At 69.0% G+C, this 25,800-nt stretch carries 23 protein-coding genes; 20 read left to right on the plus strand and 3 right to left on the minus strand.

Translation table 11 applies throughout. From position 1 onward, the window contains the following. Positions 1-63: 63 nt before the first annotated feature. From msuE to AC04ME_RS09845, 5 genes are all read left to right on the plus strand, one after another. The gene (msuE, locus tag AC04ME_RS09825) at positions 64-633 is read left to right on the plus strand and encodes an FMN reductase (RefSeq protein ID WP_042537450.1); all 570 of its coding nucleotides are present in this window, start codon (positions 64-66) and stop codon (positions 631-633) included. Between the two features lie 37 nt (positions 634-670). Then, a complete protein-coding gene (locus tag AC04ME_RS09830) occupies positions 671-2,470 on the plus strand; it encodes a thioredoxin domain-containing protein (protein ID WP_475434752.1) in 1,800 nt (599 codons plus the stop codon). Positions 2,471-2,688: 218 nt separating this feature from the next. Beyond that, the gene (hisC, locus tag AC04ME_RS09835) at positions 2,689-3,762 is read left to right on the plus strand and encodes a histidinol-phosphate transaminase (protein ID WP_475434754.1); all 1,074 of its coding nucleotides are present in this window, start codon (positions 2,689-2,691) and stop codon (positions 3,760-3,762) included. Further along, positions 3,759-5,168: an amino acid permease gene (locus AC04ME_RS09840; protein WP_056373475.1), complete on the plus strand. Its 1,410-nt coding sequence runs from the start codon at positions 3,759-3,761 to the stop codon at positions 5,166-5,168. Before hisC ends, AC04ME_RS09840 begins: the two co-directional genes overlap by 4 nt. 2 nt (positions 5,169-5,170) lie before the next feature. After that, positions 5,171-5,650 carry an Lrp/AsnC family transcriptional regulator gene (locus AC04ME_RS09845; RefSeq protein WP_056373472.1) on the plus strand — a complete coding sequence of 160 codons (480 nt, stop codon included), beginning with the start codon at positions 5,171-5,173 and terminating at the stop codon, positions 5,648-5,650. A 4-nt stretch (positions 5,651-5,654) separates the two neighbouring features. Here AC04ME_RS09845 and AC04ME_RS09850 read toward each other — a convergent pair whose 3' ends face one another. Continuing rightward, the gene (locus AC04ME_RS09850; RefSeq protein ID WP_475434756.1) at positions 5,655-7,208 is read right to left on the minus strand and encodes a dolichyl-phosphate-mannose--protein mannosyltransferase; all 1,554 of its coding nucleotides are present in this window, start codon (positions 7,206-7,208) and stop codon (positions 5,655-5,657) included. A 48-nt stretch (positions 7,209-7,256) separates the two neighbouring features. On the opposite strand from AC04ME_RS09850, the gene rsmI reads away from it, so the two are divergent. Genes rsmI through AC04ME_RS09865 form a run of 3 tightly spaced genes read left to right on the plus strand, consistent with a single transcriptional unit; the run spans position 7,257 to position 9,851 of the window. Continuing rightward, positions 7,257-8,075: a 16S rRNA (cytidine(1402)-2'-O)-methyltransferase gene (rsmI, locus tag AC04ME_RS09855; protein ID WP_475434757.1), complete on the plus strand. Its 819-nt coding sequence runs from the start codon at positions 7,257-7,259 to the stop codon at positions 8,073-8,075. Continuing rightward, positions 8,075-8,695, plus strand: a complete 621-nt coding sequence (locus tag AC04ME_RS09860) for a class I SAM-dependent DNA methyltransferase (protein ID WP_079113239.1) — start codon at positions 8,075-8,077, stop codon at positions 8,693-8,695. The genes rsmI and AC04ME_RS09860 overlap by 1 nt, the downstream gene beginning before the upstream one ends. Before the next feature lie 49 nt (positions 8,696-8,744). Further along, entirely contained in the window at positions 8,745-9,851 is a 1,107-nt protein-coding gene (locus tag AC04ME_RS09865; RefSeq protein ID WP_228385544.1) for a LacI family DNA-binding transcriptional regulator, read from the plus strand. Between the two features lie 17 nt (positions 9,852-9,868). Here AC04ME_RS09865 and AC04ME_RS09870 read toward each other — a convergent pair whose 3' ends face one another. Next, positions 9,869-10,237, minus strand: coding sequence for a VOC family protein (locus AC04ME_RS09870; RefSeq protein WP_309690113.1), 369 nt, complete (start codon positions 10,235-10,237; stop codon positions 9,869-9,871). A gap of 62 nt (positions 10,238-10,299) precedes the next feature. Here AC04ME_RS09870 and AC04ME_RS09875 point away from each other — a divergent pair, with 62 nt between their 5' ends. From AC04ME_RS09875 to AC04ME_RS09915, 9 genes are all read left to right on the plus strand, one after another. Continuing rightward, positions 10,300-10,752: a MarR family winged helix-turn-helix transcriptional regulator gene (locus AC04ME_RS09875; protein WP_309690110.1), complete on the plus strand. Its 453-nt coding sequence runs from the start codon at positions 10,300-10,302 to the stop codon at positions 10,750-10,752. Between the two features lie 178 nt (positions 10,753-10,930). Next, positions 10,931-12,595, plus strand: a complete 1,665-nt coding sequence (locus AC04ME_RS09880; protein WP_228385543.1) for an ABC transporter substrate-binding protein — start codon at positions 10,931-10,933, stop codon at positions 12,593-12,595. Next, on the plus strand, positions 12,592-13,572 hold the full coding sequence (locus AC04ME_RS09885) for an ABC transporter permease (RefSeq protein ID WP_042537382.1): 981 nt from the start codon (positions 12,592-12,594) through the stop codon (positions 13,570-13,572). Before AC04ME_RS09880 ends, AC04ME_RS09885 begins: the two co-directional genes overlap by 4 nt. Further along, positions 13,569-14,483, plus strand: coding sequence for an ABC transporter permease (locus AC04ME_RS09890; RefSeq protein WP_042537384.1), 915 nt, complete (start codon positions 13,569-13,571; stop codon positions 14,481-14,483). Before AC04ME_RS09885 ends, AC04ME_RS09890 begins: the two co-directional genes overlap by 4 nt. Positions 14,484-14,488: 5 nt before the next feature. Beyond that, positions 14,489-16,210 carry an ABC transporter ATP-binding protein gene (locus AC04ME_RS09895; RefSeq protein ID WP_309690106.1) on the plus strand — a complete coding sequence of 574 codons (1,722 nt, stop codon included), beginning with the start codon at positions 14,489-14,491 and terminating at the stop codon, positions 16,208-16,210. A 32-nt stretch (positions 16,211-16,242) separates the two neighbouring features. Beyond that, entirely contained in the window at positions 16,243-17,412 is a 1,170-nt protein-coding gene (locus tag AC04ME_RS09900; protein WP_042537386.1) for a glycoside hydrolase family 1 protein, read from the plus strand. Positions 17,413-17,455: 43 nt separating this feature from the next. Beyond that, complete coding sequence (locus AC04ME_RS09905; RefSeq protein ID WP_475434761.1) at positions 17,456-18,997, plus strand: molybdopterin-dependent oxidoreductase; 1,542 nt, start codon at positions 17,456-17,458, stop codon at positions 18,995-18,997. Between the two features lie 38 nt (positions 18,998-19,035). Next, a complete protein-coding gene (gene metG, locus AC04ME_RS09910; RefSeq protein ID WP_042537390.1) occupies positions 19,036-20,628 on the plus strand; it encodes a methionine--tRNA ligase in 1,593 nt (530 codons plus the stop codon). Between the two features lie 2 nt (positions 20,629-20,630). Continuing rightward, positions 20,631-21,500, plus strand: coding sequence for a TatD family hydrolase (locus AC04ME_RS09915; RefSeq protein ID WP_475434764.1), 870 nt, complete (start codon positions 20,631-20,633; stop codon positions 21,498-21,500). Here AC04ME_RS09915 and AC04ME_RS09920 read toward each other — a convergent pair. Then, entirely contained in the window at positions 21,482-22,759 is a 1,278-nt protein-coding gene (locus AC04ME_RS09920) for an MFS transporter (RefSeq protein ID WP_228385542.1), read from the minus strand. The two genes, AC04ME_RS09915 and AC04ME_RS09920, sit on opposite strands and share 19 nt — an antisense overlap. 56 nt (positions 22,760-22,815) lie before the next feature. Here AC04ME_RS09920 and rsmA point away from each other — a divergent pair, with 56 nt between their 5' ends. The 3 genes from rsmA to AC04ME_RS09935 are packed head-to-tail and all read left to right on the plus strand — an operon-like array spanning position 22,816 to position 25,708. Beyond that, entirely contained in the window at positions 22,816-23,685 is an 870-nt protein-coding gene (gene rsmA, locus AC04ME_RS09925) for a 16S rRNA (adenine(1518)-N(6)/adenine(1519)-N(6))-dimethyltransferase RsmA (RefSeq protein WP_309690095.1), read from the plus strand. Positions 23,686-23,694: 9 nt separating this feature from the next. Continuing rightward, complete coding sequence (locus AC04ME_RS09930; RefSeq protein ID WP_079113229.1) at positions 23,695-24,762, plus strand: aldo/keto reductase; 1,068 nt, start codon at positions 23,695-23,697, stop codon at positions 24,760-24,762. Between the two features lie 13 nt (positions 24,763-24,775). Continuing rightward, the gene (locus AC04ME_RS09935; protein WP_042537400.1) at positions 24,776-25,708 is read left to right on the plus strand and encodes a 4-(cytidine 5'-diphospho)-2-C-methyl-D-erythritol kinase; all 933 of its coding nucleotides are present in this window, start codon (positions 24,776-24,778) and stop codon (positions 25,706-25,708) included. Positions 25,709-25,800 lie beyond the last annotated feature (92 nt).

Genomic DNA, 25,800 nt, shown 5'->3' on the forward strand with positions numbered 1-25,800 from the left:
GACAGATGACGCCCCGTGTCGCTTCGCGCGACACGGGGCGTCGTCGTGAGTAGCGTCAACGGCATGACTGCTCCCTACCGCGTCGTCGCCGTCTCCGGTTCTCTGCACGAGCCCAGCAAGACCACGGCCCTCATCCGTGCGATCGCGGGGGCGATCGCCGAGCGCGCCGAGGTCGAGATCGAGGTCATCGAGCTCACCGACATCGGTCCGTCGCTCGCGGGGGCGCTTCGTCGCGACCAGCTGCCGGCGAGCGTCGAGGAGAAGCTCGTGGCCATCGAGGCGTCAGACCTGCTGATCGTGGGCAGCCCCGTCTACCGCGCGTCCTTCACCGGCCTGTTCAAGCATCTGTTCGACTTCGTCGGCCAGTACGAGCTCGTCGGCAAGCCGGTGCTGCTCGCGGCGACCGGAGGAGGAGAGCGCCACGCGCTGATCATCGAGCACCAGCTGCGGCCGCTGTTCGCCTTCTTCCAGGCGCTGACGCTGCCGCTCGGCGTCTACGCCAGCGACACCGACTTCGACGGCTATGTGATCGCATCCGACGTGCTCCGCGCACGGATCGAGCTCGCCGCAGACCGCGCGCTGCCTCTCGTCGGCTACGCCGCTTCCCGGCCCGTGGAGCTGCTCGTCTCCTGACCGTCTCGTCGAGGCCCGACCGGCGTAGCGTGGGCGTATGACGAACCGGCTCGCCGACACGCTCAGCCCCTACCTCCGTGCGCACGCGGACAACCCCGTCGAGTGGTATCCCTGGGGGCCGGAGGCCTTCGCCGAAGCGCAGCGGCGCGACGTGCCGCTGCTGATCTCCATCGGCTATTCGACATGCCATTGGTGCCACGTGATGGCGAGGGAGTCGTTCGCCGACCCGCACACGGCCGCCCTGATCAACCGCGACTTCGTGGCGATCAAGGTCGACCGCGAGGAGCACCCCGACGTCGACGGTGCCTACATGGCCGCAGCGTCGGCGTTCACGCAGAACCTGGGGTGGCCGCTGACGGTGTTCACGACTCCGCGGGGCCGCACGTTCTATGCAGGCACCTACTGGCCGCCCGAGGCGCGACAGCCGCTGCCCGCGTTCCGCGATGTCCTCGCGGCCGTGAACGAGGCCTGGACCCTGCGCCGGGTGCAGGCCGAGGAGTCGGCGGATGCCGTGACCGATGCGCTCGCCAGAGCGGGGGCCGCCGTGCCCTCGGATCTGCCTGACGCCGCGGCGCTCGCCGGGGCGGCCGAGGCCATCGCTGCACGCGAGGATCGGCAGTTCGGCGGGTTCGGCGGCGCCCCGAAGTTCCCCGTCGCGACGACCCTGGGCCTGCTGCAGACGCCGCTGGTGCGGCGGGAGGCTCCGGATGCCGCGGCCGCGGCCGATCGGGCGCTCGCCGCGATGTCGGCATCCGATCTGCGCGATGCCGACGGCGGTTTCTTCCGCTACGCGACGCAGCGCGACTGGACCGTGCCGCATTACGAGCGGATGCTGACCGACAACGCCCAGCTGCTGCTCGTGGCACTGGATGCGGGGGACGAGTCGACCGCGCGCGGTATCGCGGACTTCCTCGTGGGCACTCTGCGCCGCGAGGGCGGCGGTTTCGGTGCCGCTCAGGATTCGGAGTCGTTGATCGACGGTCAGCGCAGCGAGGGCGGGTACTACCTGCGACCGGTGACCGAACGGGCGGGACTCGAGCCCCCGGCTGTCGACGGCAAGGTCATCACGGGCTGGAACGGGCTCGCCATCGGGGCGCTGGCGCGCGCCGGGTCGAGGCTCGGCGAGCCCACCTGGGTCGCCGAGGCGGAGGATGCCGCGGCATACGTGCTGCGGGTGAACCGCGACACGGCGGGCGCTCTGGTGCGCGCGTCTCTCGACGGCGTCGCGTCGCAGGCCGTCGCGACCTCCGCTGATGTCGCGCTGCTCGCCGACGGGCTGTTCTCGCTCGCCGCCGCGACCGGCGATCCTCGGTGGGCCGTCGAGGGTCGCGACCTGCTCGATGTGGTCCTCTCCGGCCTCCAGGGCGATCCGCTGCTCGCTGAGCACGGCATCGCGGCCGCGCCCGATCAGACCGACGGAGACCTGCCTTCGGATGCGGCCGCGGTCGCCGCCGCATCGCTCACGGCCTGGCGGCTCGGTGCAGGGGACCGCTATCGCGAAGCCGCGGCAGCGCGAGTGCGCGAGCACGCCGGCTCGGCGATCGGTCAGCCGTTCGCGCACGGCAGTCTGCTGCGGGTCGCCGCGGGGCTCGTCGATGCCCCCAGGCAGGTCGTCGTCGTCACCGAGGCGCCGCAGGGTGCCCTCGCGTCCGCCGCTCGTCGGGCAGACGCCGATGTCGTCGCGATCGTCACCCCGGAGCAGGCGGGGGCATTCGCGGACGCCGGCTTCGAGCTGTTCGAGGGCAAGGGGAGTGCGGGCGAGCAGGCGTTCGACTGCCGATCGTTCGTGTGCCGGCTCCCCGTGAGCGATCCCGCCGAGCTTCCTCTCGCGCGGTGAGCACTCAGCGAGCGTTGCGCGGGTGTTCCCGCGCGGTGCCCGCCGCCCCGCGTATGACTGTGCAGTCTGCTCGCCGGTTCCGCGATTCCACCCCGCCAGTTGCGCGCGTTGCGCACCGGATGCTGCACCGATTGCCCACCTCTCATCATCCGGTCTAGTGTTGCGCGACAGCAGGCGCCGCCCGGACGCCACCGCATCTCAGCAAGGACGCTCAGACGATGACTCTTCCCACCCGTGCCGGACTCGACGCCGTGCCTGCCTACCGCCAGGGGCGTTCCGCCCCGGCCGGTGCCTCGAAGCTCTCCTCCAACGAGTCTCCGCACCCGCCGCTCCCGTCCGTCGTCGAGGCGGTGCAGCAGCGCCTCGCGACCATCCATCGCTATCCCGACATGAGCGCCGCCGCTCTGCGCGAGCGCCTGGCGGAGCGCTACGGCGTCGAGCCGGCGGCCGTCACCGTGGGTGCCGGGTCCGTCGAGATCGCCTCTCAGCTCATCCACGCGGTGGCCGGTGGGGGAGACGAGGTCATGTTCGCGTGGCGGTCGTTCGAGGCCTACCCGTCACTCGTGCGCATCGCCGGAGCGACTCCTGTCGCGGTGCCGCTGAACGCCGAGCATGCCCACGATCTCGATGCCATGCTCGCCGCGATCACCCCGCGCACGAGGCTGATCTTCGTGTGCAACCCGAACAACCCGACCGGAACGGTCGTCGGAGCGGCAGAGCTGGAGGCATTCGTCGCGGCGGTGCCCCGCGACGTGCTCGTCGTGATCGACGAGGCCTACGTGCACTTCGACCGCACGGGGTCGCACGGGGCGGGCGTCGAGCTCTTCCACCGGTATCCGCACGTCGCGGTGCTGCACACCTTCTCGAAGGCGTACGGCCTCGCCGGTCTGCGCATCGGCTACGCACTCTCGCCGCTCGCGGTGGCCGACAGTCAGCGCAAGGTCGCCGTGCCGTTCGGGGTGACCGACCTCGCCCAGGTCGGAGCGCTCGCATCCCTTGATGCGGAGGACGAGCTCGCGGTGCGCATCGACGAGGTCGTCGCGCACCGCGATCGCCTGTGCGCGCTGCTCGTCGACGCCGGCTGGCCCGCCGTCACCTCGCAGGCGAACTTCGTCTGGGTCCCCGCGGGCGACCGCACCGACGAACTCGAGTCCCTGCTGAACGAGGGCGGGGTGATCACGCGGGTCTTCGCCGGTGAGGGGATCCGCATCTCATCGGGTTCAATGGAGGACATAGACCGGGTGCAGTCAGCGCTCCAGGCTGAGACCGCACTGCAGGAGGCACGCGCATGACCGAGGTTCCGACCACGACGACCACGACGAAAGGTCTGCACCCCGGGCTGACCCGCCGGCAGATCTCGATGATGGGACTCGGCGGCGCGATCGGCGCCGGGCTGTTCGTCGGTTCGGGCCAGGCGATCAGCATCGCCGGCCCCGCTGTGCTGATCTCGTACCTCGTCGCGGGTGGCATCGTGGTGCTGATCATGGCGATGCTCGCCGAGATGGTCGCCGCCCGGCCGAGCTCCGGTGCCTTCAGCTCGTATGCGCAGAAGGCCATGGGACGCAGCGCCGGCAGCGCCGTCGGCTGGCTCTACTGGATCCAGCTCGTCGTGGTGATCGCGGCGGAGGCGACCGGAGCCGGAGGGATCATCTCTGCCTGGATCCCCGGCATCCCGGCCTGGGTGTGGGTGCTCGTCTTCGTGGTGGCACTGACCGCGGTGAACCTCTTCGGGGTGCGCAACTACGGCACGTTCGAGTTCTGGTTCGCCGCGATCAAGGTCGCCGCGATCATCGTGTTCCTCGTCGTCGGCGTGTGCGCCATCGTCGGCTTCATCCCCGGTGTTCCCGCGACGGGCATCGCCAACCTCGTCGACAACGGCGGCTTCGCACCGAACGGACTGACCGGCATCGCCGCCGCGCTGCTGATCGTGGTCTTCGCGTTCGGCGGCACCGAGGTCGTCGCGATCGCGGCTGCCGAGTCCGACGACCCCGCGCGCAACATCCGTCGGATCGTGCGCGAGGTGCTCGTGCGCATCCTGATCTTCTACGTCGGCTCGATCTTCGTCATCGTGTCGGTGCTGCCGTGGAACGACCCCGCCGTCAAGGACGGGCCGTTCTCTGCCGTGCTCGATACCCTGCAGCTGCCCGGCGTCGGGCTCGTGATGGACCTCATCGTGGTGATCGCGCTGCTCTCGGCGATGAACGCGAACATCTACGGCGCATCTCGCATGGCCTACTCGCTCGGGGAGCGCGGTCTGGCTCCGCTCGCTGCGACCCGCACGACGTCGAAGGGCGTGCCGGTGGTCGCCGTGCTCGCCTCCGTCGCGTTCGGCTTCGTCACCGTGGGACTGAACTGGGCGTTCCCCGACGTGGTGCTCCCCGCGCTCCTCAACGTCGTAGGATCCACGCTGTTGGTCATCTGGACGGCGACCGCCGTGTCGCAGATCATCCTTCGCCGCCGTGCCGATCGGGCCGGGGAGGACATGCCGATGCGGATGTGGGGCTTCCCCTGGTTGTCGTGGCTGTGCCTGGCGCTCCTCGCCGGTGTCATCGCGCTCACGATGATCGACGGCGCCGCGCGCGTGCAGCTGCTGCTCACCATCGGCCTGACCGTCGTGCTCCTGATCGTCGCGCGACTCACACGGAACGCCTCCCGCCCCGGTGTCACCAGCGAGCGCGACAGCGCGGTGGTGGACTGACCGTGCACATCGACCGCCTCGACGCCGAGCTCATCCGCATGCTCACCGAGTCGCCGCAGCTGCCGATCCTCGAGTGCGCGCGACGTCTGGGGGTCGCCAGGGGCACCGCGACCAGCCGTCTCGCGCGCCTGCATGAGGGCGGGGTGATCGAGGCGATCGTGCCACGCATCGACCCCGCGGGCTTCGGCTACGGGGTCGTCGCGTTCTGCCTCGTCGAGATCGACCAGAAGGTGGGTCACGACGATGTCGCCACGGCGCTCGCCGATGCGGTGCCCGAGATCGTCGACATGCACACCGTGACCGGTGCGAGCGACATGCAGCTGCGACTCGTCGCTCGCGATGCGACCCAGCTGCAGGAGGTGCTCGACCGGGTGGCTCTCGTGCCGGGGGTCTCGCGCACGGCGTCATCGATCGCGATGCGCACCCACCTGTCAGGGCGCGTGCTGCCGCTGGTCGAGCACGTCGCCGGCGACGCCGGCTGACAGGTCAGATCCAGCCGGGCAGCCAGTTGTGGAGCAGCCAGAAGTCGTAGGGCACGCTCATGCCGGTCCACACCGGGTAGAAGAACACCGAGACGAGCAGCACCACGGCGAGGAAGATCAGCACCGTGCGCTCGCCTGACTGGCGGCGATGCAGCGGATCGTCTCGTCGCCCCGCGATCTGACGCAGCGCGACGGCGAGCGCGATCACGAGGAACGGCGCCATGGCGACCGTGTAGAACTGGAAGATCGTGCGCTCGGGGAACAGCAGCCAGGGTACGTAGGTCGCCGCGAGCCCGACCAGCGGGAACGTGAACGCGGGGCCGACCGGCGTGCGTTCGATCCACCCGCGCACGAGCCGGTAGATCAGGTAGAGGGCGGCGGCGACACCGGCGTACCAGATGATCGGGTTGGGGATCGTCGAGATCACCGCGATGCAGTGGTCGACACCGCAGGGCCCCGGATCGCTGCCCACCCAGACCGCCGTGGGCCGCAGCAGGAGCGGCCACTCCCACGCAGGACTCGCGTAGGGGTGCCCCTTGCTGAGGCCGACGTGGAAGTTCAGGATCGCCTCGTGGTAGTTCCACAGCGCGATCAGCGGGTTCGGGTCACTCTGACGGGCATAGCCGCCGGCTGTGACGAGCCACCCCGTCCAGCTCACGAGGTAGGTGGCGAGCGCCGGCAGGACCAGCAGCACGAAGGAGACCGGCCCCTGACGGAACGCCGCCGCGGTCGGCCAGAGGACGATTCCGGCGCGGCGTCTCGCCAGAGCATCCGTCACCACCGTGTACAGGCCGAACGCCGCCAGAGCGTAGAGCCCCGACCACTTCACGGCGCAGGCCGCGCCGAGCGCGACACCCGCGGCGATCAGCCAGGGACGCCGCCAGAGCACGGGGCCCCACATCGGCTCGGGGGAGTCGGGGGCGCTGCGTTCGAGCAGAGGTATCGACCGGTCGCGGTCGATCAGGATGAACAGCGCGCCGAGCATCAGGAAGAACGTCAGCGGGCCGTCGAGCAGCGCGGTGCGGCTCATCACGATGCTGAGGCCGTCGATGGCGAGCAGAGAGCCGGCGACGGTGGCCACGACGATCGAGCCGGTCAGTCTGCGGGCGACCAGGTAGGTCAGCAGCACGGTGGCCGCGCCGAGAAGAGCCGTCGCGATGCGCCAGCCCACCGTGTTGTCGGGGCCGCCGACAGCCATCCCCAGGGCGATGAGCCACTTGCCGAGAGGCGGATGCACGATGAACGCCCCGGCATCCGACAGCGGCAGCTGCTGCAGCGTGATGAACGCCTCGTTCGCGTCCTTGCCCCAGGTGCCCTCGTATCCCAGAGTCCAGAGCGACCAGGCGTCCTTGACGTAGTAGGTCTCGTCGAACGCGAGCTGGTGCGGGTGCCCGAGGTTGACCAGGCGCAGCACCGCAGCCAGGGCGGTCACCACGAGAGGTGCGAACCAGCGCATCATGCGCCCCCAGTCGGGGTCCTGCAGCACGCGGTCGCGCAGTCGCTCGTAGCGCGTCGGTCGCTGCTCGGGGGGAGGCAGCAGGGGCAGGGGCGCGGTCACCGCACCAGCCTAGACACTCCGCCGATGGGGCCCGCCTAAGCTGGGCGGGTGATCATCCTCGCCGCAACACCGATCGGAAACCTGGGGGATGTCTCGCGTCGCCTCGTCGAAGTGCTGGAGAACGCGGAGGTCATCGTCGCCGAGGACACCCGCACCACGCAGAAGCTGATGCAGGCTCTGCAGATCGCGAACCGTCCGCGGCTGATCGCGCTGCACGATCACAACGAGAAGCAGAAGGCGGCAGAGCTCGCGACCCTCGCCATCGAGACCGACGTCGTCGTGGTGAGCGACGCGGGGATGCCGGCCATCAGCGATCCCGGCTACGGTCTCGTGGCCGAAGCCGTCGCGCAGGGCGTGACGGTCACGGCCATCCCCGGACCCAGTGCGGTGCTGATGGCCCTCTCGATCTCCGGGCTCCCGACCGATCGCTTCACCTTCGAGGGGTTCCTGCCCCGCAAGCCGGGGGAGCGGCGGTCGACCCTGCGGGCGCTCACCGCAGAGCCCCGCACCATGGTCTTCTTCGAGTCGCCCGCCAGGCTGGCGTCGTCGCTCGCCGACATGGGCGCTGCGTTCGGTGCCGACCGCCGCATCGCCGTGTGCCGTGAACTGACCAAGTTCTACGAGGAGGTACGTCGAGGCACCTCGGCCGAGCTCGTCGAGTGGGCCACGGCGGGGGTCAAGGGTGAGATCGTCGTCGTCGTCGAGGGGGCGCCGCATCGTGAGGCGTCTGCGGAAGACGCGCTCGCGCAGGTGCAGAGCCTCGTCGCATCCGGGGTGCGCCTGAAAGAGGCGTGCGCCGAGGTCGCCGCCGCCACCGGTCTGTCGTCGCGCGACCTGTATCAGGCAGCGCTCGCCGCCCGCAGCTGATGGTGCAGGGCACTGACGCCGCGGTCGGCTCCGCCTACGACGCGAGGGCCGCGGAGTACGTCGAGCTGGCCGGCGCGATCGAGCAGATGGATCCACGTGATGCGGCGGTCATCGCTGCCTGGCGTGACGCGACCCCTGGACGGCTGCTCGATGCCGGATGCGGGCCCGGGCACTGGACCGGGTTCCTCGGCACGGGCGGGCGCGAGGCGCGGGGAGTCGACCTGTCGGCGGAGTTCATCGCGACCGCGCGGACACGGCACCCCGATGTCCCCTTCGATCTCGGGACGTTCCGCGACCTGCCGCTCGACGGCGGTTCCGTCGGCGGCATCCTCGCCTGGTACTCGCTGATCCACACGCCTCCGGCGGACCTGCCCGAGATCCTCGCCGAGTTCCGTCGCGTGCTGGCCCCCGGCGGCAGCATCCTCATCGGATTCTTCGACGGCGAGCCGCGCGAGTCGTTCGCGCACGCCGTCGCTCCGGCATTCTTCTGGTCTGCCGACGCGCTCGCGGAGCTTCTCGCCGATGCAGGCTTCGCGGTCGTGTCGAGTGAGACCCGCGGCCGGGAGCAGGCCGAGATCAGCGCCAGGCCCCACGGCTCGCTCGTCGCGCGCCGACGGTGAGTCTCGCCCCGGGTACCCTGGTGCACACGCAACCGGAGGAGGACCGAGCGTGACCAAGAAGGCGACCGTCTACGACGTCGCAGAGCGCGCGGGCGTGTCGATCGCGACGGTCTCCCGTGTGCTGCGGCAGCCTGATGCGGTGCGTCCGGTCACCCGCGAGCGGGTGCTCGACTCGGTGGCTGCCCTCGGCTATGTGCCCAGCGGCAGCGCGCGCGGCCTGGCCGAACGCCGCACCGGCGTGCTGGGGCTGTACTTCCCGGGCTTCGATGCCTCGGAGGACGCTCCCGTGCTCGATGTGCTCGCCGGGGATCAGGCCGAGGTGCCGCCTTTCACGGTCGAGCAGGCCTCTGCCGACGCGGGGGCGCCGCATCCGACCATGCTCTTCCTCGACGAGGTGCTGCGCGGTGCCGAGCTGGAGGCCTGGAAGCAGGGGTTCGTGCTGATGATCGGCGTCGGGCGGGGAGACCCCGCCCGCGAGACGGTGCGCGACATCGCCGGCCGGGTCGACGGGCTGATGGTGCTGGCGCAGAGCGTGCCGGACGACGTGCTCGCTCGGCTCGCCCAGCGGATCCCGGTGGTCGTGCTCTCGGGGCCGGCGCGGGGCGACAGCTACGACCACGTGACCGTCAGCAACGCCGAGGCGATGTCGGAGCTCACGCGTCTGGTGCTCGCGCAGGCCGACCCGGGAGGCCTCGCCTTCCTCGCAGGCCCCGAGGACTCGCCCGACGGTGCTCAGCGCTGGGAGGGCTTCGCTGCCGCCATAGCCGAGGCGGGCATCGCGGCGGATGATGTGACGGTGCTGCGCGGTGACTTCACGCGCGCATCGGGACGCCGCGCCGCCGAGGAGCTGATCGCCCGCGGCGCACCGGCCGCGTTGGTCGCGGCGAACGACCAGATGGCTCTCGGGGCGATCGATGCGTTCCGCTCGGCCGGCATCCGGGTTCCCGACGACGTGCGGGTCACCGGATTCGACGGCATCGAGGCTGCCGCGCTCTCGCGGCCGACACTGACCACGGTGCGTCAGCCGATGATCGACCTCGGCCGCGCCGCCGTGCAGCTGCTCGCCAGACGACTGGAGCAGCCGGATGCCGAGCCGATGACGGTGCGCCTGCCGCTGCAGATCCTCGTCCGCGAGAGCTCGCAGCGCCCCGCCTGAGCGGTCCGACGACCCGCTCAGGCGCGATCGTGCAGCGTGATGCGGTAGCCGTCGGGGTCGGCGAACGTGAAGGTGCGGCCGAACGGGCCGTCGATCGGATCCGCGACGATCGTGTGCCCTGCGGCGGCGAGAGCGTCGTGGATCGCCTGCACGTCGCTGGCATGCAGCCAGATCGCGGCGCCGATCCCCGGCTGGTCGACGCCGTCGAGGTCTGTGCCGGGGGCGATATCGCGCAGTGCGAACGCGATCGGTGCGGTCTCGAAGACGACGGCATGCGGCGGCCCCGTCGGCGAGCGGACGAGGCCGAGGTACTGCTCGTAGAACGCCTGCGACGCGGCGAGGTCGCGAGTCTGGAGGGAGATGAAGTCGGGTCCGGTGACGGGCATGATGTGCTCTTTCCTGTGATGTCAGTTATCTGACACGGATCAATGTATGTCAGAATACTGACATGAGTCAAGACGGCGGCGGCATCGACCTCGACACATCGCTCGGATACCTCCTGAAGGAGGCCTCCAGTGCGCTGCGTTCGGCGATGGAGGAGGTGCTGCGTCCGCTCGGCATGACCATCACGCACTACTCGTGTCTCGAACTGCTCGCCCAGCGGCCCGGCCTCTCGAACTCCGAGCTGGCCCGCGGAGCGTTCGTGACGCGGCAGTCCATGAACGTGCTGCTGCAGGCGCTCGAGCGGGATGGATTCGTCACGAGACCGCCCGAGGCTCCGGTGGGCAAGGCGCTGCCGACGACGCTCACGCCGCGGGGGAGGAGCAGTCTGGCGCAGGCCACGGCCGCGGTGCGATCCGTCGAGGTGCGGATGCTCGCGGGCATGACCGACGACGAGCAGGCGGCTGCGCTCCGGGCGCTGCGGAGCATGGTGCGCTCGCTGCGCGATTCACCGCGATAAAGACAGGTTTGGCACCGCTCCAATCCTCGTCACGGCGGGGAAGTCGCCCTCGTTGTGCGGTGGTCGAGGGCTTGCGCTCGCAAAATGTATGCGCTTACAATCACTCATGCGGCTTCGGCCGCGGGGCGCCCCGACCCCCGGGACCCCCTTCATGACACAGACGACATGAGGTGGCAGTGTGGCGAAGACGCACATGCTCCGGCGCTGGCGGAGAGCCGCGATCGTGGGACTGGCGGCAGCAGCCGTCGTGCTCAGCGGTTGCAGCATCCAGATCAGTTCGCAGCCCGATCCATCGATCGGCGACGACACGATGCTCATCAATGCGGACAAGGGGAACCCGTTCTTCACGCGGAACTTCAATCCGTACCTCACCAACACGCGCACGGCGTCGAGGTGGATCTACGAGCCTCTGATCCTGGTGAACCCGCTCGACGGAACCGAGAACCCGTGGCTCGCGAGCGAATGGTCGCAGCCCGACGCCCGCACGGTCGTGATGACGATCCGCGACGACGTCGAATGGAGCGACGGCGAGAAGCTGACGCCCGATGACGTGGCGTTCACCTTCCAGTTGCTGAAGGACAATCCCTCGCTCGACATCAAGGGCGCCTGGCAGCACCTCGAGACCGTCGAGGTCGACGGCGACGACGTCATCATGCACCTTCAGACAGACGACGCCCCGTCGCTGCCGATCCTCGGTCAGACCATGATCGTGCCCGAGCACCTCTGGGCCGACGTGAAGGATCCGGGTACCTACCGCAACGAGAACCCGGTCGGCACCGGACCGTTCGTGCTCGGCAACTACAACGACCAGCAGTACTCGGTCGACAAGAACCCCGACTACTGGCAGGCCGACAAGATCGAGATCGAGCACATCATCCTGCCGTCCACGAACTCGCAGCTCGACACCGTCACCCGCGGCTACGACTGGGCCTACTCGTTCATCTCCGACGTCGAGGGCACCTGGGGTGCGGCCAGCGAGCACAACGCCTGGTGGTTCCCGCCGGGTGGAGTCATCGCGCTCATGCCGAACCTCGAGGTCGCTCCGTTCGACGACGTGAACGTGCGCCGCGGCATCGCCCTCTCGCTCGATCGCGAGGAGATCGCCGAGACCGCATCCGAGGGGTACATGGAACCCGCCGGGCAGACCGGGCTCATCCTCCCCAACCAGGAGGAGTACCTCGATCCGAGCATCCCCGACCAGGGCATGATCACCCAGGACACGGATGCCGCACTCGCCGCGTTCGCCGAGGCGGGGTACACCCTCGACGGTGACCGGCTCGTGGGCGCCGACGGCACGCAGCTCGAGTTCGCGCTGACGACCGCCAACGGCTTCTCGGACTGGACCCGCGCGGCGCAGACCGTGCAGAGCCAGCTCGCAGACGTCGGCGTCAAGGTGACTCTCAAGCTCCCGCAGCCGGCGGGATATCAGAGCGCCATCAGCAACGGCGACTTCGAGATGGCCATCGGCGGCATGGGCAACGGCAACGTCTACCAGGCGTTCAACAACCTGCTCTCGAGCGAGTTCTACGTGCCGTCCGGCGAGGCGACCGCGAACAACTTCGAGCGGTACCGCTCGGACGAGGCCGACGCCCTGCTCAAGGAGTACCGCGAGACCGTCGACCCCGCCCGCCAGACCGAGATCGTCGAGGAGCTGCAGGGCATCGTCTACGACGACCTGCCCGTCATCGGCCTCTACTACGGCGGGATCTGGGGCCTCTTCAACGACTCCAAGTTCACCGGCTGGCCCACAGAGGACGACCCGTACATGATTCCGCAGAACTACGACTCGGCGCCGCTGGGCATCTTCACCCGGCTCGAGCGCGTCAAGGAGGATGACCGATGAAGTACGTCCTCCAGAAGGTCGGCCTGTTCGTGCTCACGCTGTGGGCAGCGATCACGCTGAACTTCTTCCTTCCGCGCCTCATGCCCGGTTCGCCGGCAGACGCCGCGATCGCGAAGCTCTCGCAGAACGGTCCGGTGTCGGATGCGACGCGGGCCGCGATCGAGGCCCAGCTCGGCGTGCCGACCGGATCGATCTGGGATCAGTACGTGGCGTACCTCGGTCAGGTCGCACGACTCGACTTCGGTGTCTCGTACACGTTCTATCCGCAGAGCGTCTCGAGCATGGTCTCGACCGCACTGCCCTACACGATCGGCCTCGTCGGCATCGTCACGATCCTCGCGTTCGTGATCGGCACCCTGATCGGCACCGCCGCGGCCTGGCGCCGCGGCACATGGCTCGACAGCCTGCCGACTCTGACGGGGTCGTTCCTCAGCACCTTCCCGTACTTCTGGACGGCGCTGCTGCTGCTGTTCTTCTTCGGCTACGTGCTGCACTGGTTCCCGACGACGGGAGCGTATGCGGCGACGACCACGCCCGGGTTCACCTGGGACTTCATCGTCGACCTCGCGCAGCATGCGGTTCTCCCCGCGCTGACCATCCTGCTGACCTCGCTCGGCGGGTGGATCATCGGCATGCGCAACGCGATGATCAACACGCTGGGTGAGGACTACGTGACCTTCGCCGAGGCGAACGGTCTGCACGGTCGCACGATCGCCCTCCGCTACGCCGCGCGCAACGCGATCCTGCCGAACCTCACCGGCTTCGGGCTCACGCTCGGCGGTGTGGTCGGCGGATCGATCCTCGTGGAGCAGGTGTTCGGATACCCGGGCATCGGCTATCTGCTCTTCAACGCCGTGATCGGGCAGGACTACCCGCTCATGCAGGCGCTCTTCCTGATGATCACCGTCAGCGTGCTCATCGCCAACTTCCTCGTCGACATCCTGTACGGCGTGCTGGATCCAAGGACCCGCCGATGACCTCCACCATGAATGTCAAGGTTCCCTCCGACCGGATCGCGGCTCCCAGCCCGTGGCGCTCGTTCGCCCGGATGGTGGGCACCCTCTGGTCCAACGGCAAGGCCCGACTGGGCCTCATCATCCTCGGGCTGTTCGTCGTGGTCGCGGTGTTCGCACCGCTGCTCGCCCCGTACGGCCCCAAGGTCAACACGTTCGAGCGCAACGCCGATGCATCGGCCGCGCACTGGCTCGGCACCACCGCTGCAGGCGAGGACGTGCTGAGCCAGCTGATCTACGGTTCGCAGGTCAGTCTGCTGGTCGGCATGGCCGCCGGCATCCTCTCGACGATCGTCGCCGTGCTGATCGGTCTCAGCTGGGGCTACATGCGCGGTTTCCTGGGGGAGGTGGTCGGCTTCATCGTCAACCTCTTCCTCGTGATCCCCGGTCTCCCGCTCATGATCGTGATCGCCGCGTACCTGCAGAACGGCGGCATCCTGATGATCATCGCGGTCATCGTCGTCACCGGGTGGGCGTGGGGCGCGCGCGTGCTGCGCAGCCAGACCCAGTCGCTGCGAGGCAACGACTTCGTCACCTCGGCGCAGTTCTCGGGTGACAGCCGGGCGCGCATCGTGTTCCGCGAGATCCTGCCGAACATGACGTCGATCATCGCCGGCACGCTCTTCGGAGCAGCGACTGCGGCGATCCTCGCCGAGGCCGGACTCGAGTTCCTCGGGCTCGGCGACTCCAGCATCGTCAGCTGGGGGACGATGCTCTACTGGGCGCAGAACTCCAACTCCCTGCTCACCGGACAGTGGCTGCTGCTGTTCGCCCCCGGTCTCTGCATCGCCCTGCTCGCTCTGAGCCTGACACTGATCAACTTCGGCGTGGACGGCATCTCCAATCCGCGCCTGCGAGAGGGGAAGGGACGATGAGCGCCATGGAAGCGAACACCCCCGCGACCACGAACGACGTCCTGCTCGATGTCCAGGGCCTGTCCGTCGAGTACGCCTCCCCGGGTGCGACGCCGGTCACCGCCGTCGAGAACGTGTCGTTCACGCTGCGTCGGGGCGAGTTCGTCGGCCTCGTCGGCGAGTCGGGCTCGGGCAAGTCCACGCTCGGTTTCGCGCTGACACGGCTGCAGAAGCCGCCGGCTCGCATCAGTGACGGGCGGATCCTGTTCGACGGCCGCGACATCCGCGACCTCGACGCCGAGGAGCTGCGTCGACAGCGTCAGGGCGGGTTCGCGATGGTGCTGCAGTCGGGCATGAACGCGCTGAACCCCGTCCGCACGATCGGCAACCACTTCCGCGACATCTTCGCCGCGCACGGGCATGTGGCCCGAGACGCCCGGGATGCGAGGGCGAAGGAACTGGTCGGCAAGGTGGGTCTCGACCCTCTCGTGCTGTCGCGGTACCCGGGAGAGCTGTCGGGCGGAATGCGCCAGCGCGCGTCGATCGCCCTGGCTCTCTCGCTCGAGCCGCAGCTCATGGTGTTCGACGAGCCGACCACCGCGCTCGACGTGCTCGTGCAGCACGCGGTCATGGACACGATCCGCGACCTGCAGCGCTCCGAGCACTTCACCGCGATCCTCATCAGTCACGACCTCGGCATCGTGCTCGAGGCCACTGACCGCGTGATGGTCATGCACGAGGGGCGGATCGTCGAAGACGCGCCGAGCCTCGACATCCTGCACCGGCCGCAGGACGAGTACACGCGGATGCTGCTGAGCCACTACGCCGACCCTCGGGCCGAGTCGATCTCGATCCCCGGTTTCGTCGACCTCGGCACCCGGCGTCGCGAGGGGCACTCGCGCACCGATCTGACCGAGACCCTGCCCACGGTGTCGCAGCGCGACACCCGACGAGCCGATGCCGCGATCGTGGTCGAGGGCGTCTCCAAGCGCTACCCGGCCCCCCGTCGGGGGGAGAAGCCCGTGACGGCGGTCGACGACGTGTCGTTCCGTCTCGAGCCCGGTGAGGCGCTGGCGCTCGTGGGTGCGTCGGGGTCGGGCAAGTCGACGATCGCGAAGCTCATCACCGGGGTCGAGAAGCAGACCGAGGGCACCGTGCGCTTCGGTGACGTCGACGTCGCGACGCTGGGCCGCAAGGGCCTCCGCGATCTGCGCAAGGACGTGCAGATGGTGTTCCAGGATCCGTATGCCGCGCTGAATCCGCTGCACACGGTCGAGTACGCGCTCAGCCGGCCGATCCGCAACTACACGCCGCTGCGAGGGCAGGAGGCGAGGGCTCGCGTGCTCGAGCTGCTCGAGACGGTGGGGCTGACGCCGGTCGAGCAGTTCGCGGCGAAGCTGCCGCACCAGCTCTCGGGCGGCCAGCGTCAGCGTGTCGTCATCGCCCGGGCGCTGGCCAGTGATCCGCAGGTGCTGATCGCCGACGAGCCCGTGTCGATGCTCGACGTGTCGCTCCGAGCCGGTGTGCTCGCGCTGCTCGAGGATCTGCGCGAACGGTGGGGCATCAGCATGCTCTACATCACGCACGACCTGCTCAGCGCGCGTCTCGTCACCGAGAACATCCTCGTGCTCAACAGCGGCCGCGTCGTCGAACGCGGCGAGACATCTCAGGTGCTTCAGCATCCGGAGGACCCGTACACGGTCCAGCTGCTGGATGCGGTGCCGAACCCGGCGCGGGCCGAACGCTGACCGAAGACCATCGCAAGACGAAAGGAGCACTCGTGCTCACATTCCCTGACGGCTTTCTCTGGGGTGCTGCGACCGCAGCCCATCAGGTGGAGGGGAACAACACGACCAGCAACTGGTGGGCCATGGAGCATGCTCCCGGCTCGCCCATGGTGGAGCCCTCGGGCGACGCCGCCGATCACTTCCACCGGTACCCGGAGGACATGCGGCTGCTGGCGGATGCCGGTCTGAACTCGTACCGCTTCTCTATGGAGTGGGCCCGCATCGAGCCCGAGCGCGGGTTCGTCTCGCGGGCGATGCTCGATCACTATCGCCGCATGATCGACACGGCTCGCGAGAACGGGCTCGACCCCACGGTGACCCTGATGCACTTCACCGTGCCGCAGTGGTTCCAGAAGGACGGCTTCTGGCGTGCGGACGACGCGGTCGACCTGTTCTCGCGCTACGTCGAGACGGTGCTGCCGATCCTCGAGGGCGTGACCTACGTCTGCACGATCAACGAGCCGAACATCGCGGCGATGCTCGCCGGGGGAGAGGATGCGGCCAACCTCGTCGCGTTCGGACTGCCGAACCCCGACCTCGCTGTCGCCGACACGCTGCTCGACGCGCACCACCGTGCGACCGAGATCCTGCACTCCGTCTCGGGCGTGCAGGCCGGATGGACGATCGCCACGCAGGCCTTCCACTCCACCGGCGAGCCCGGCGCAGACGAGATGCTCGCCGAGTACGGCGACCCGCGTGATCACTGGTACCTCGACCAGTCGGCGGGCGACGACTTCGTCGGCGTGCAGGCCTACACGCGCACCTTCATCGGACCCGAGGGGCCGCGGCCGGTCGCCGACGATGTCGAGACGACGCTCACCGGGTGGGAGTTCTTCCCCGAGGCGCTCGAGATGGGCGTGCGCAGCGCCTGGGAGCGCAGCGGTGGAGTGCCGGTGCTCGTGACCGAGAACGGCATCGCGACCGCCGACGACACTCGTCGCATCGCCTACACGCAGGGCGCGCTCGAGGGTCTGCACCGGGCGATCTCCGACGGCATCGAGGTGAAGGCGTACCAGCACTGGAGTGCACTCGACAACTACGAGTGGGCGAGCGGATTCCGTCCGACCTTCGGCCTGATCGGCTTCGACCACGAGACGTTCGAGCGCTCGCCGAAGCCGTCGCTCGCCTGGCTCGGCGAGGTCGCGCGTCGTAACGGGCTCTGAGCCGGACGACCCCGGGGCTCTGCCCCGGGGTTACCCTCGGATCATGAGCCATGCAACCCGTACGACGCGCRGTGACAGGCTCCGATCGGCGGCCGCCGGGCTGAGTGCGGCGGTCGTCGCGGTCGGCCTGGCGGAGCTGGTGGCCGCCATCGTCGAACCGAGCGCGAGTCCGTTCGCCGTGATCGGCAGCGGGCTCATCGACCTCGCGCCCAGCTGGGCGAAGGACACCGCGATCGCGCTGTTCGGCACCGGCGACAAGGTCGCGCTCCTCACCGGGATCGCCATCGTGCTGGCAGGACTGGCGGCGCTCGCCGGCATCCTGGAATCCCGCCGGGCGGGAGTGGGGTCGACGATCCTCGCTGCTCTCGGCGTGCTCGCTCTGGTGGCCGCGATGATCCGTCCTGGTGCGGGACCGTTCGCCTGGCTCCCCGGCCTCGTCGCGGGAGTGACGGCGGTCGTCGCGCTGCGGCTGCTCATGCGCAAGGTGCACCCGGTGCCGTATCTCCGCGCCGAGCATGAGGAGCGCCGACAGTTCCTCCTGTGGACCGTCGGCGTCGCAGCCACCGGCATCGTGGCGCTCGCCATCGGCAACGCGGCCCGCGGCGTGACCCGGTCCATCGAGGCGGTGCGGTCCACACTGCGCCTGCCGAAGGCCGCCACGCCGGCGCCGGCAGTGCCGGTCGCCGCAGAACTCGACATCCAGGGGCTTGCGCCCGTCGTCACCCCGAATGCGCAGTTCTACCGCATCGACACCGCTCTGATCGTGCCGCGCATCGACCCGGCCGATTGGTCGATCCGCATCCATGGGATGGTCGACCGAGAGATCGTGGTCACGTGGGACGAACTGCTCGCCCTGCCGATGCAGGAGTCGCATGTGACGCTCGCGTGCGTGTCGAACGAGGTGGGCGGAGACCTGATCGGCAACGCCCTGTGGCTCGGGCATCCGGTGCGCGAGCTCCTCGCGCGGGCGGGCGTCGACCCGGACGCCGACATGGTGCTGTCGACCTCGTCCGACGGATTCACGGCCTCGACACCCCTCGAGGCTCTCACCGACGACCGCGACGCCCTGCTCGCGGTCGGCATGAACGGTGATCCGCTGCCCATCGAGCACGGTTTTCCGGTGCGCATGGTGGTGCCGGGGCTCTACGGCTATGTCTCTGCGACCAAGTGGGTGACCGACCTCGAGGTCACGCGGTTCGACCGGGCGACCGCGTACTGGACCGACCGCGGGTGGTCGGAGCGCGGACCGATCAACCTGCAGTCGCGCATCGACGTGCCCCGTCGCGGGACTCGGATCGAGGCGGGTGACGCCGTGATCGCCGGCATGGCATGGCAGCAGCATGTGGGAGTCGAGGGCGTCGAGGTGCGGATCGACGAGGGCGCATGGCGTCGGGCCGAGCTCGCCACCGCGATCTCCGACGACACCTGGGTGCAGTGGCGCCTCGACTGGTCGGCCGAGAGCGGAGCGCACACGATCGAGTGCCGGGCGATCAGCGCCGACGGCGAGACGCAGACCTCGGATCCGGCCGACGTCGTGCCCGACGGCGCTCAGGGGTGGCATCGCATCGAGGTCTCGGTCGCCTGAGCGTAACGACCCCCTGCATCCCACCTAGAATTGTCCCCATGCCCGCAGGCGAATCGTTCTACATCACCACGCCCATCTACTACCCCTCCGATGTGCCTCACATCGGTCACGGGTACACCTCGGTGGCGGTCGACGCGCTCGCGCGCTGGCACCGTCAGGGCGGCGATGACACGTGGATGCTCACGGGCACCGACGAGCACGGCCAGAAGATGCTCCGCGCGGCGGCGGCGAACAACGTCACCCCGCAGGAGTGGGTCGACAAGCTCGTCACCGAGGCGTGGTTCCCGCTGCTGAAGACCCTCGATGTCGCGAACGACGACTTCATCCGCACCACGCAGGAGCGCCACGAGACCAATGTGCAGACGTTCTTCCAGCGTCTGTACGACCGCGGGTACATCTACGCGGGCGAGTACGAGGCGCTGTACTGCGTCGGCTGCGAGGAGTTCAAGCCCGAGTCCGAGATCGTCGACGGCACAGGTCCGTTCGAGGGTCTGAAGGTGTGCGTGATCCACTCGAAGCCCCTCGAACTCCTGCAGGAGAAGAACTACTTCTTCAAGCTCAGCGAGTTCCAGGACCGCCTGCTCGAGCTCTACAAGACGCAGCCCGACTTCGTGCGCCCCGACTCCGCGCGCAACGAGGTCGTCTCCTTCGTCAGCCAGGGGCTGAAGGACCTCTCGATCTCGCGCTCGACGTTCGACTGGGGCATCCCGCTGCCGTGGGACGAGTCGCACGTCATCTACGTGTGGGTCGACGCGCTGCTCAACTACGCCACCGCCGTCGGGTACGGCTCCGATCCGGAGACGTTCGACCGCCGCTGGCCCGCCTATCACGTGGTCGGAAAGGACATCCTGCGCTTCCACGCGGTGATCTGGCCCGCGCTGCTGATGGCCGCCGGGCTCGACGTGCCCAAGGGCGTGTTCGCGCACGGCTGGCTGCTGGTCGGCGGCGAGAAGATGTCGAAGTCGAAGCTCACCGGCATCGCACCGACCGAGATCACCGATGTCTTCGGCTCCGACGCGTACCGCTATTACTTCCTCTCCGCGATCGCGTTCGGTCAGGACGGGTCGTTCTCGTGGGAGGACCTCTCGGCCCGTTACCAGGCCGAGCTCGCGAACGGCTTCGGCAACCTTGCCTCGCGCACCACGGCGATGATCGAGAAGTACTTCGAGGGCATCGTGCCGCCCCCCGCCGACTACACCGAGAAGGATCTCGAGATCCAGAGGATCGTCGCGGATGCGGCGTCGAACGCGGATGCCGCGATCGAGCAGTTCCGCATCGACGAGGCCATCTCGTCGATCTGGACGATCGTCGATGCGCTGAACGGCTACATCACCGCGAACGAGCCGTGGGCGCTGGCCAAGCAGGCGAACAGCGGAGACGAGGCTCAGCGCGGCCGTCTGGGCACGGTGCTCTACACCTGCGCCGAGGGCCTGCGTGCGCTCGCGGTGCTGCTCTCGCCGGTGATGCCGCAGTCGACGGAGAAGCTCTGGGTCGCCCTCGGCGCTGCCGAGAGCCTCGGACGTCTGCAGGATCAGCCGATCCGTGAGGCCGGAGCCTGGGGAGCGCTGCGCCCCGGAACCAGCGTCAACGGCCTCAGCCCGCTGTTCCCGCGTGTGGAGTCCAACGCCTGAGCATGACGTACGTGCAGCAGCGAGACGGCGAGGGACGCAAGAACCTGCGGTATCCGGCGGCCCCCGAGCCGCTGTCCGTGCCCGTGTACGACAACCACGCGCATCTCGAGATCCTCGACGGCGATGAGCCGCTGTCGCTGACCGAGCAGCTGAATCGGGCCCAGGCCGTGGGCATCGCCGGGGTGGTGCAGGCGTCGGGTGACATCGAGTCTTCTCGGTGGGCGGTCGAGGCGGCGGAATCGGACTCCCGTGTGCTCGCGGCTGTCGCGATCCACCCGAACGACGCGCCTGCCTACGCCGAAGATGGGCGCCTCGATGAGGCCATCGCGGTGATCGACGAGCTCGCCGCGCACCCCCGCACGCGGGCGATCGGCGAGACGGGGCTCGACTTCTTCCGCACCGAGCCCGAGCGCCGAGCACCGCAGTTCGAGTCCTTCGAGGCGCACATCGCGCTCGCCAAGAAGCATGGCATCGCGATGCAGATCCATGACCGCGACGCGCATGACGCGGTCCTCGAGACGCTGACGCGGGTGGGTGCCCCCGACCGGACCGTGTTCCACTGCTTCTCGGGTGACGACGAGATGGCCCGGATCTGTGCGGATGCCGGATATCACCTGTCGTTCGCGGGCAACGTCACGTTCAAGAACGCGCAGAATCTGCGCGACGCGCTGAAGGTGACACCGCTGGATCGCATCCTGGTCGAGACCGACGCGCCGTTCCTCACCCCGACGCCGCTGCGCGGCCGGCCGAACGCCCCGTATCTCGTGCCAATCACGGTGCGCTTCATGGCAGCCGAGCTCGGCATCGAGGTCGACGAGCTCTCTGCCCAGCTCGCCGCGAACACCCTGCGGGTCTACGGCTCGTTCGACTGAGTCTCGATCGCCTGCGTGTCGGAGACCGGCTTCGCCGACACGATCTGCGAGATCGGCTTCCACACGAACAGCAGTGTGAGCGCAGCGCCGACGAACGCGAACCACCACGGAGCGGTGAGACCCCAGAACTGCGCGATCACGCCGCCCAGTGCCTGTCCGATCACCATGCCGCCGAACACGCCGACCATATTGACCGAGGCGACCCGGCCCTGCAGCTCGGGCGGCACGAGGCGCTGACGGACGGTCGTCGAGATCGTGCCCCAGATGAACGCGTAGGCGCCGAAGACGAACATGATCACGAGCGCGACCCACCCGGTGCTGGTGAGCGCGAAGGCGAGGTGCATCAGCACTTCGAGAGAAAGCACGACGCGCATGAGCGTCGCGAACGACACGTGTCGTTCGAGCCACCCGAAGCACAGCGTGGCGAGGATGCCACCGGCGGCGGACGCCGTGGTCAGCGCTCCATAGCCGACGGCGCCCATGTTCAGGTGCTCGGTGGCGTAGAGCACGAGCACGCCCCAGGGGGCCGCCCAGGTCACGTTGAAGACCAGGATGATGAGCACGAGCATCCGCACCGGCGGGTTCTGCCAGAGCCACCGCAGGCCCTCGGCGATGTCGGTGTGCACGTGCGTCTTCTCGGCGTCGCCCGTCGCCCGGGGCGGAACCGGCGTGCGGGCCATGCGCGAGATCAGCACGACCGCGAGGAGCACGCAGAGGACCTCGAGCAGGAAGGGCCACGCCGTGCCCGCGGCGAAGAGGAAGGCTCCCAGCGGAGGACCCGCGAACTGGTTCGCGACGAGGTACCCGGCCTGCAGACGCGCGTTGCCGATGCCCAGATCGGCGGGCTTCACGAGCATCGGCAGCAGCGTGCTTCCCGCCGTGTCGACGAAGACCTCTGCCGTGCCGTAGAGGAAGGCCACAGCGAGCACGATCCAGATGTTCGCCGTGCCGGTGAGCAGGAACGCGCAGAGACCTGCGAGCACCACGGCCCGCGCCGCGTTGGCGAACATCACGAGGCGTCGGCGGTCGAACCGGTCGGCGATCGCACCGGCGTGCAGCCCGAACAGCAGCCACGGAAGGAACTGCATGATCGCGCCGGCGGCGACGAGGATCGGCGATGACGTCATCGAGGCGATGAGCAGGGGAGCGGCCGCCAGAGCGACGCCGTCTCCGACGTTGCTCGTCCACGACGATGCGAGCAGCCAGCGGAAATCCCTGCCCATCCGACGGGGCGCGATCAGTTCACCGAGGGAGGGCACCACAGAAGACTACTGGCGGGTTCGGACACCGGTGAGGGGTGGGGGACAATGGAGCAATGACAGTCACCCTGCTCGGCGCCACCGAGATCCGCCGCCTCGCCGCTGAGCTCGACGTCACCCCGACCAAGAAGCTCGGACAGAACTTCGTCGTCGATGCGAACACCGTGCGCAAGATCGTGCACGCCGCCCGCGTGCAGCCGGGGGAGCGGGTCGTCGAGGTCGGGCCGGGGCTCGGTTCGCTCACCCTCGCGATCCTCGAGACCGGGGCATCCGTCACCGCCGTCGAGATCGACCACCGGCTCGCAGCCCGACTCGCCCAGACCGCGGTCGAGCACGGCGTTCCCGCCGAGAGGCTCACGGTCGTCGATGCCGACGCGCTGCGCATCACCGAGCTGCCCGGCGAACCCACCGTGCTGGTCGCGAATCTCCCCTACAACGTCTCCGTCCCCGTGCTGCTGCACTTCCTCGAGAACTTCTCGTACCTGAAGCGCGGCGTCGTGATGGTGCAGGCCGAGGTCGCCGAGCGCATCGCGGCCAAGCCAGGGTCGAAGATCTACGGCACCCCGAGCGTCAAGGCGGCCTGGTACGGCGAATGGAGGCTCTCGGGCACCGTGTCCCGTCAGGTCTTCTGGCCGGTGCCCAACGTCGACAGCCTCCTCGTCGGCTTCGACCGGTCGGAGGGCGAGCGCGGCACGGAGGATGAACGCCGACTCACCTTCAAGATCGTGGATGCCGCCTTCAACCAGCGCCGCAAGATGCTGCGTCAGGCGCTGTCCGAGCTCTTCGGCAGCTCGGCCGCGGCATCCGAGATCCTGATCGCGGCAGGAGTCGCGCCGACCGCCCGCGGCGAGGATCTCACGGTCGACGACTATCACCGTATTGCGCGGCACGTCGCCCAGATCGAAGACACCGTCATCACCGGCTAACCTGGCACGGTGACCGAGTCTCCCCGCTTCCGTCCCAATGTCCCTGAGCTCCACCGGCCGTACGCTGCCGACGAGAGCCGCTACCAGCAGTTCGAGTACCGCCAGGTCGGCTCCTCGGGGCTCTACCTGCCGCCGATCTCGCTGGGCCTGTGGTGGAACTTCGGCGACAACATCCCGCTCGACAACCAGCGCGCACTGCTGCGTCACGCGTTCGACCGGGGCATCACCCACTTCGACCTCGCGAACAACTACGGGCCGCCCTACGGCTCCGCCGAGAAGAACTTCGGTCGCATCTTCGCCGAGGACTTCCGCCCCTATCGCGACGAGCTGATCATCTCGTCGAAGGCGGGCTGGGACATGTGGCCGGGGCCGTACGGCGACCTCGGGAGCCGCAAGTACATCCTCGCGAGTGCCGAGCAGTCGCTCACGCGCATGGGTCTCGACCACGTCGACATCTTCTACTCGCACCGTGCAGACCCGGTGACCCCGGTCGCCGAGACCATCGGAGCACTCGACACACTCGTGCGTCAGGGCAAGGCGCTCTACGTGGGCATCTCGTCGTACAGCGCCGAGCGCACGGCCGAGGCCGTCGCCGTCGCCACCGAGCTCGGCACCCCGCTCGTCATCCACCAGCCCGCCTATTCGATCCTCAACCGCTGGGTCGAAGACGGGCTCACCGAGAAGCTCGAGCAGTCCGGCGTCGGCGCGATCGCCTTCACGCCGCTGGCGCAGGGGCTCCTCACCGACAAGTACCTCGGTGACGGCACCGCAGCCCGGGCCCAGAAGCGCGGGTCGCTGCCCGATGCTCCGCTGTCGGATGCCGCTGTGGAGACGCTCCGGTCGCTCAACGCCATCGCCGAGGGGCGGGGGCAGTCGCTGGCTCAGATGGCGATCCAGTGGACGCTGCGCAACCCGGTGGTCGCCTCCGCACTGGTCGGGGCGTCGCGCCCCGAGCAGCTCGACGAGAACATCGCCGCCGTCAACGGACCGGCATTCACGGCCGACGAGCTCAGCCGCATCGATGAGGCGGCCGGCGCCATCGACGTCGACCTGTGGGCGTCGTCCACGGAGCTGTGACGGGAAGACCGAGATGAGCTTCGCCGCCCCCGTCGATTCCGTGCACGTGCGCGCGCCAGGCAAGATCAACGTCTACCTGGGCGTGGGCGGCCGTCACGACGACGGGTACCACGCGCTGGCTACCGTGTTCCAGGCGGTGTCGCTCTATGAGGACGTGATCGCCCGGCACGCCGACGACTTCTCGATCACGGTGTCGGGCGTGGACGATCCCGACACGGTGCCGCTGGACGACCGCAACCTCGCGATGCGGGCGGCGAAGCTGCTCGCGACCGCAGCCGAGTACGGCGGCGGGGTGGCGCTCGAGATCCGCAAGAGCGTGCCGGTCGCCGGAGGCATGGGAGGCGGGTCAGCGGATGCCGCTGCCGCCCTCGTGGCCTGCGATGCGCTGTGGGGCACCGGGTTCTCGACGGCGCGCCTGCACGAGCTCGCAGCACGCCTCGGTGCCGATGTGCCCTTCGCGCTGCACGGCGGCACCGCCGTCGGCACCGGTCGGGGAGACCAGTTGAACCCGGCATTGGCGAGGGGACGCTTCGACTGGGTGCTCGTCCCGAGTGACGAGGGCCTGTCGACGCCGGTCGTGTACGCGCGGCTCGATGCCCTGCGTGATGCCGAGGGCGCGCTCGCCGACGATCCGCCGCTGTCGCTCGAGGTTCCGGCGCCCGTGCTGCAGGCGCTGCGCTCGGGAGACCCGGATCTGCTGTCCGAGAGCATCTACAACGACCTGCAGGAAGCCGCCCTGCACGAGCGGCCGGAACTCGAGACGACGATCCTGCGTGGCATCCATGCCGGTGCGCTGCAGGGGATCGTGTCCGGTTCAGGGCCCACCGTCGCACTCCTCTGCGCGAGCCCCGAGGGTGCGCAGGAAGTGCAGTCGCTGCTGCGCGAGCACGGGCTCGAGTCGCTGCACGTGCATGGCCCGGTGCCGGGCGCGCGCATCCTCGCTTGACCCGCCCCGCCGCCCCCTCACGTCGGCGACGTGCGTTCGGCGCGCCTGGCGTACATAATGAAGTGACGATGTGACCGTGCACATACAAGGAG

It is taken from the genome of Microbacterium sp. LjRoot205 (assembly GCF_056175745.1).

Coding starts and splice junctions, on each gene's coding strand:
- hisC (WP_475434754.1), top strand. CDS start 2,689: ATGACTCTTCCCACCCGTGCCGGACTCGACGCCGTGCCTGCCTACCGC.
- rsmA (WP_309690095.1), top strand. CDS start 22,816: ATGACAGTCACCCTGCTCGGCGCCACCGAGATCCGCCGCCTCGCCGCT.
- AC04ME_RS09895 (WP_309690106.1), top strand. CDS start 14,489: ATGGAAGCGAACACCCCCGCGACCACGAACGACGTCCTGCTCGATGTC.
- AC04ME_RS09830 (WP_475434752.1), top strand. CDS start 671: ATGACGAACCGGCTCGCCGACACGCTCAGCCCCTACCTCCGTGCGCAC.
- AC04ME_RS09840 (WP_056373475.1), top strand. CDS start 3,759: ATGACCGAGGTTCCGACCACGACGACCACGACGAAAGGTCTGCACCCC.
- AC04ME_RS09915 (WP_475434764.1), top strand. CDS start 20,631: ATGACGTACGTGCAGCAGCGAGACGGCGAGGGACGCAAGAACCTGCGG.
- AC04ME_RS09935 (WP_042537400.1), top strand. CDS start 24,776: ATGAGCTTCGCCGCCCCCGTCGATTCCGTGCACGTGCGCGCGCCAGGC.
- AC04ME_RS09860 (WP_079113239.1), top strand. CDS start 8,075: ATGGTGCAGGGCACTGACGCCGCGGTCGGCTCCGCCTACGACGCGAGG.
- AC04ME_RS09870 (WP_309690113.1), bottom strand. CDS start 10,237: ATGCCCGTCACCGGACCCGACTTCATCTCCCTCCAGACTCGCGACCTC.
- AC04ME_RS09885 (WP_042537382.1), top strand. CDS start 12,592: ATGAAGTACGTCCTCCAGAAGGTCGGCCTGTTCGTGCTCACGCTGTGG.
- AC04ME_RS09875 (WP_309690110.1), top strand. CDS start 10,300: ATGAGTCAAGACGGCGGCGGCATCGACCTCGACACATCGCTCGGATAC.
- AC04ME_RS09890 (WP_042537384.1), top strand. CDS start 13,569: ATGACCTCCACCATGAATGTCAAGGTTCCCTCCGACCGGATCGCGGCT.
- metG (WP_042537390.1), top strand. CDS start 19,036: ATGCCCGCAGGCGAATCGTTCTACATCACCACGCCCATCTACTACCCC.
- msuE (WP_042537450.1), top strand. CDS start 64: ATGACTGCTCCCTACCGCGTCGTCGCCGTCTCCGGTTCTCTGCACGAG.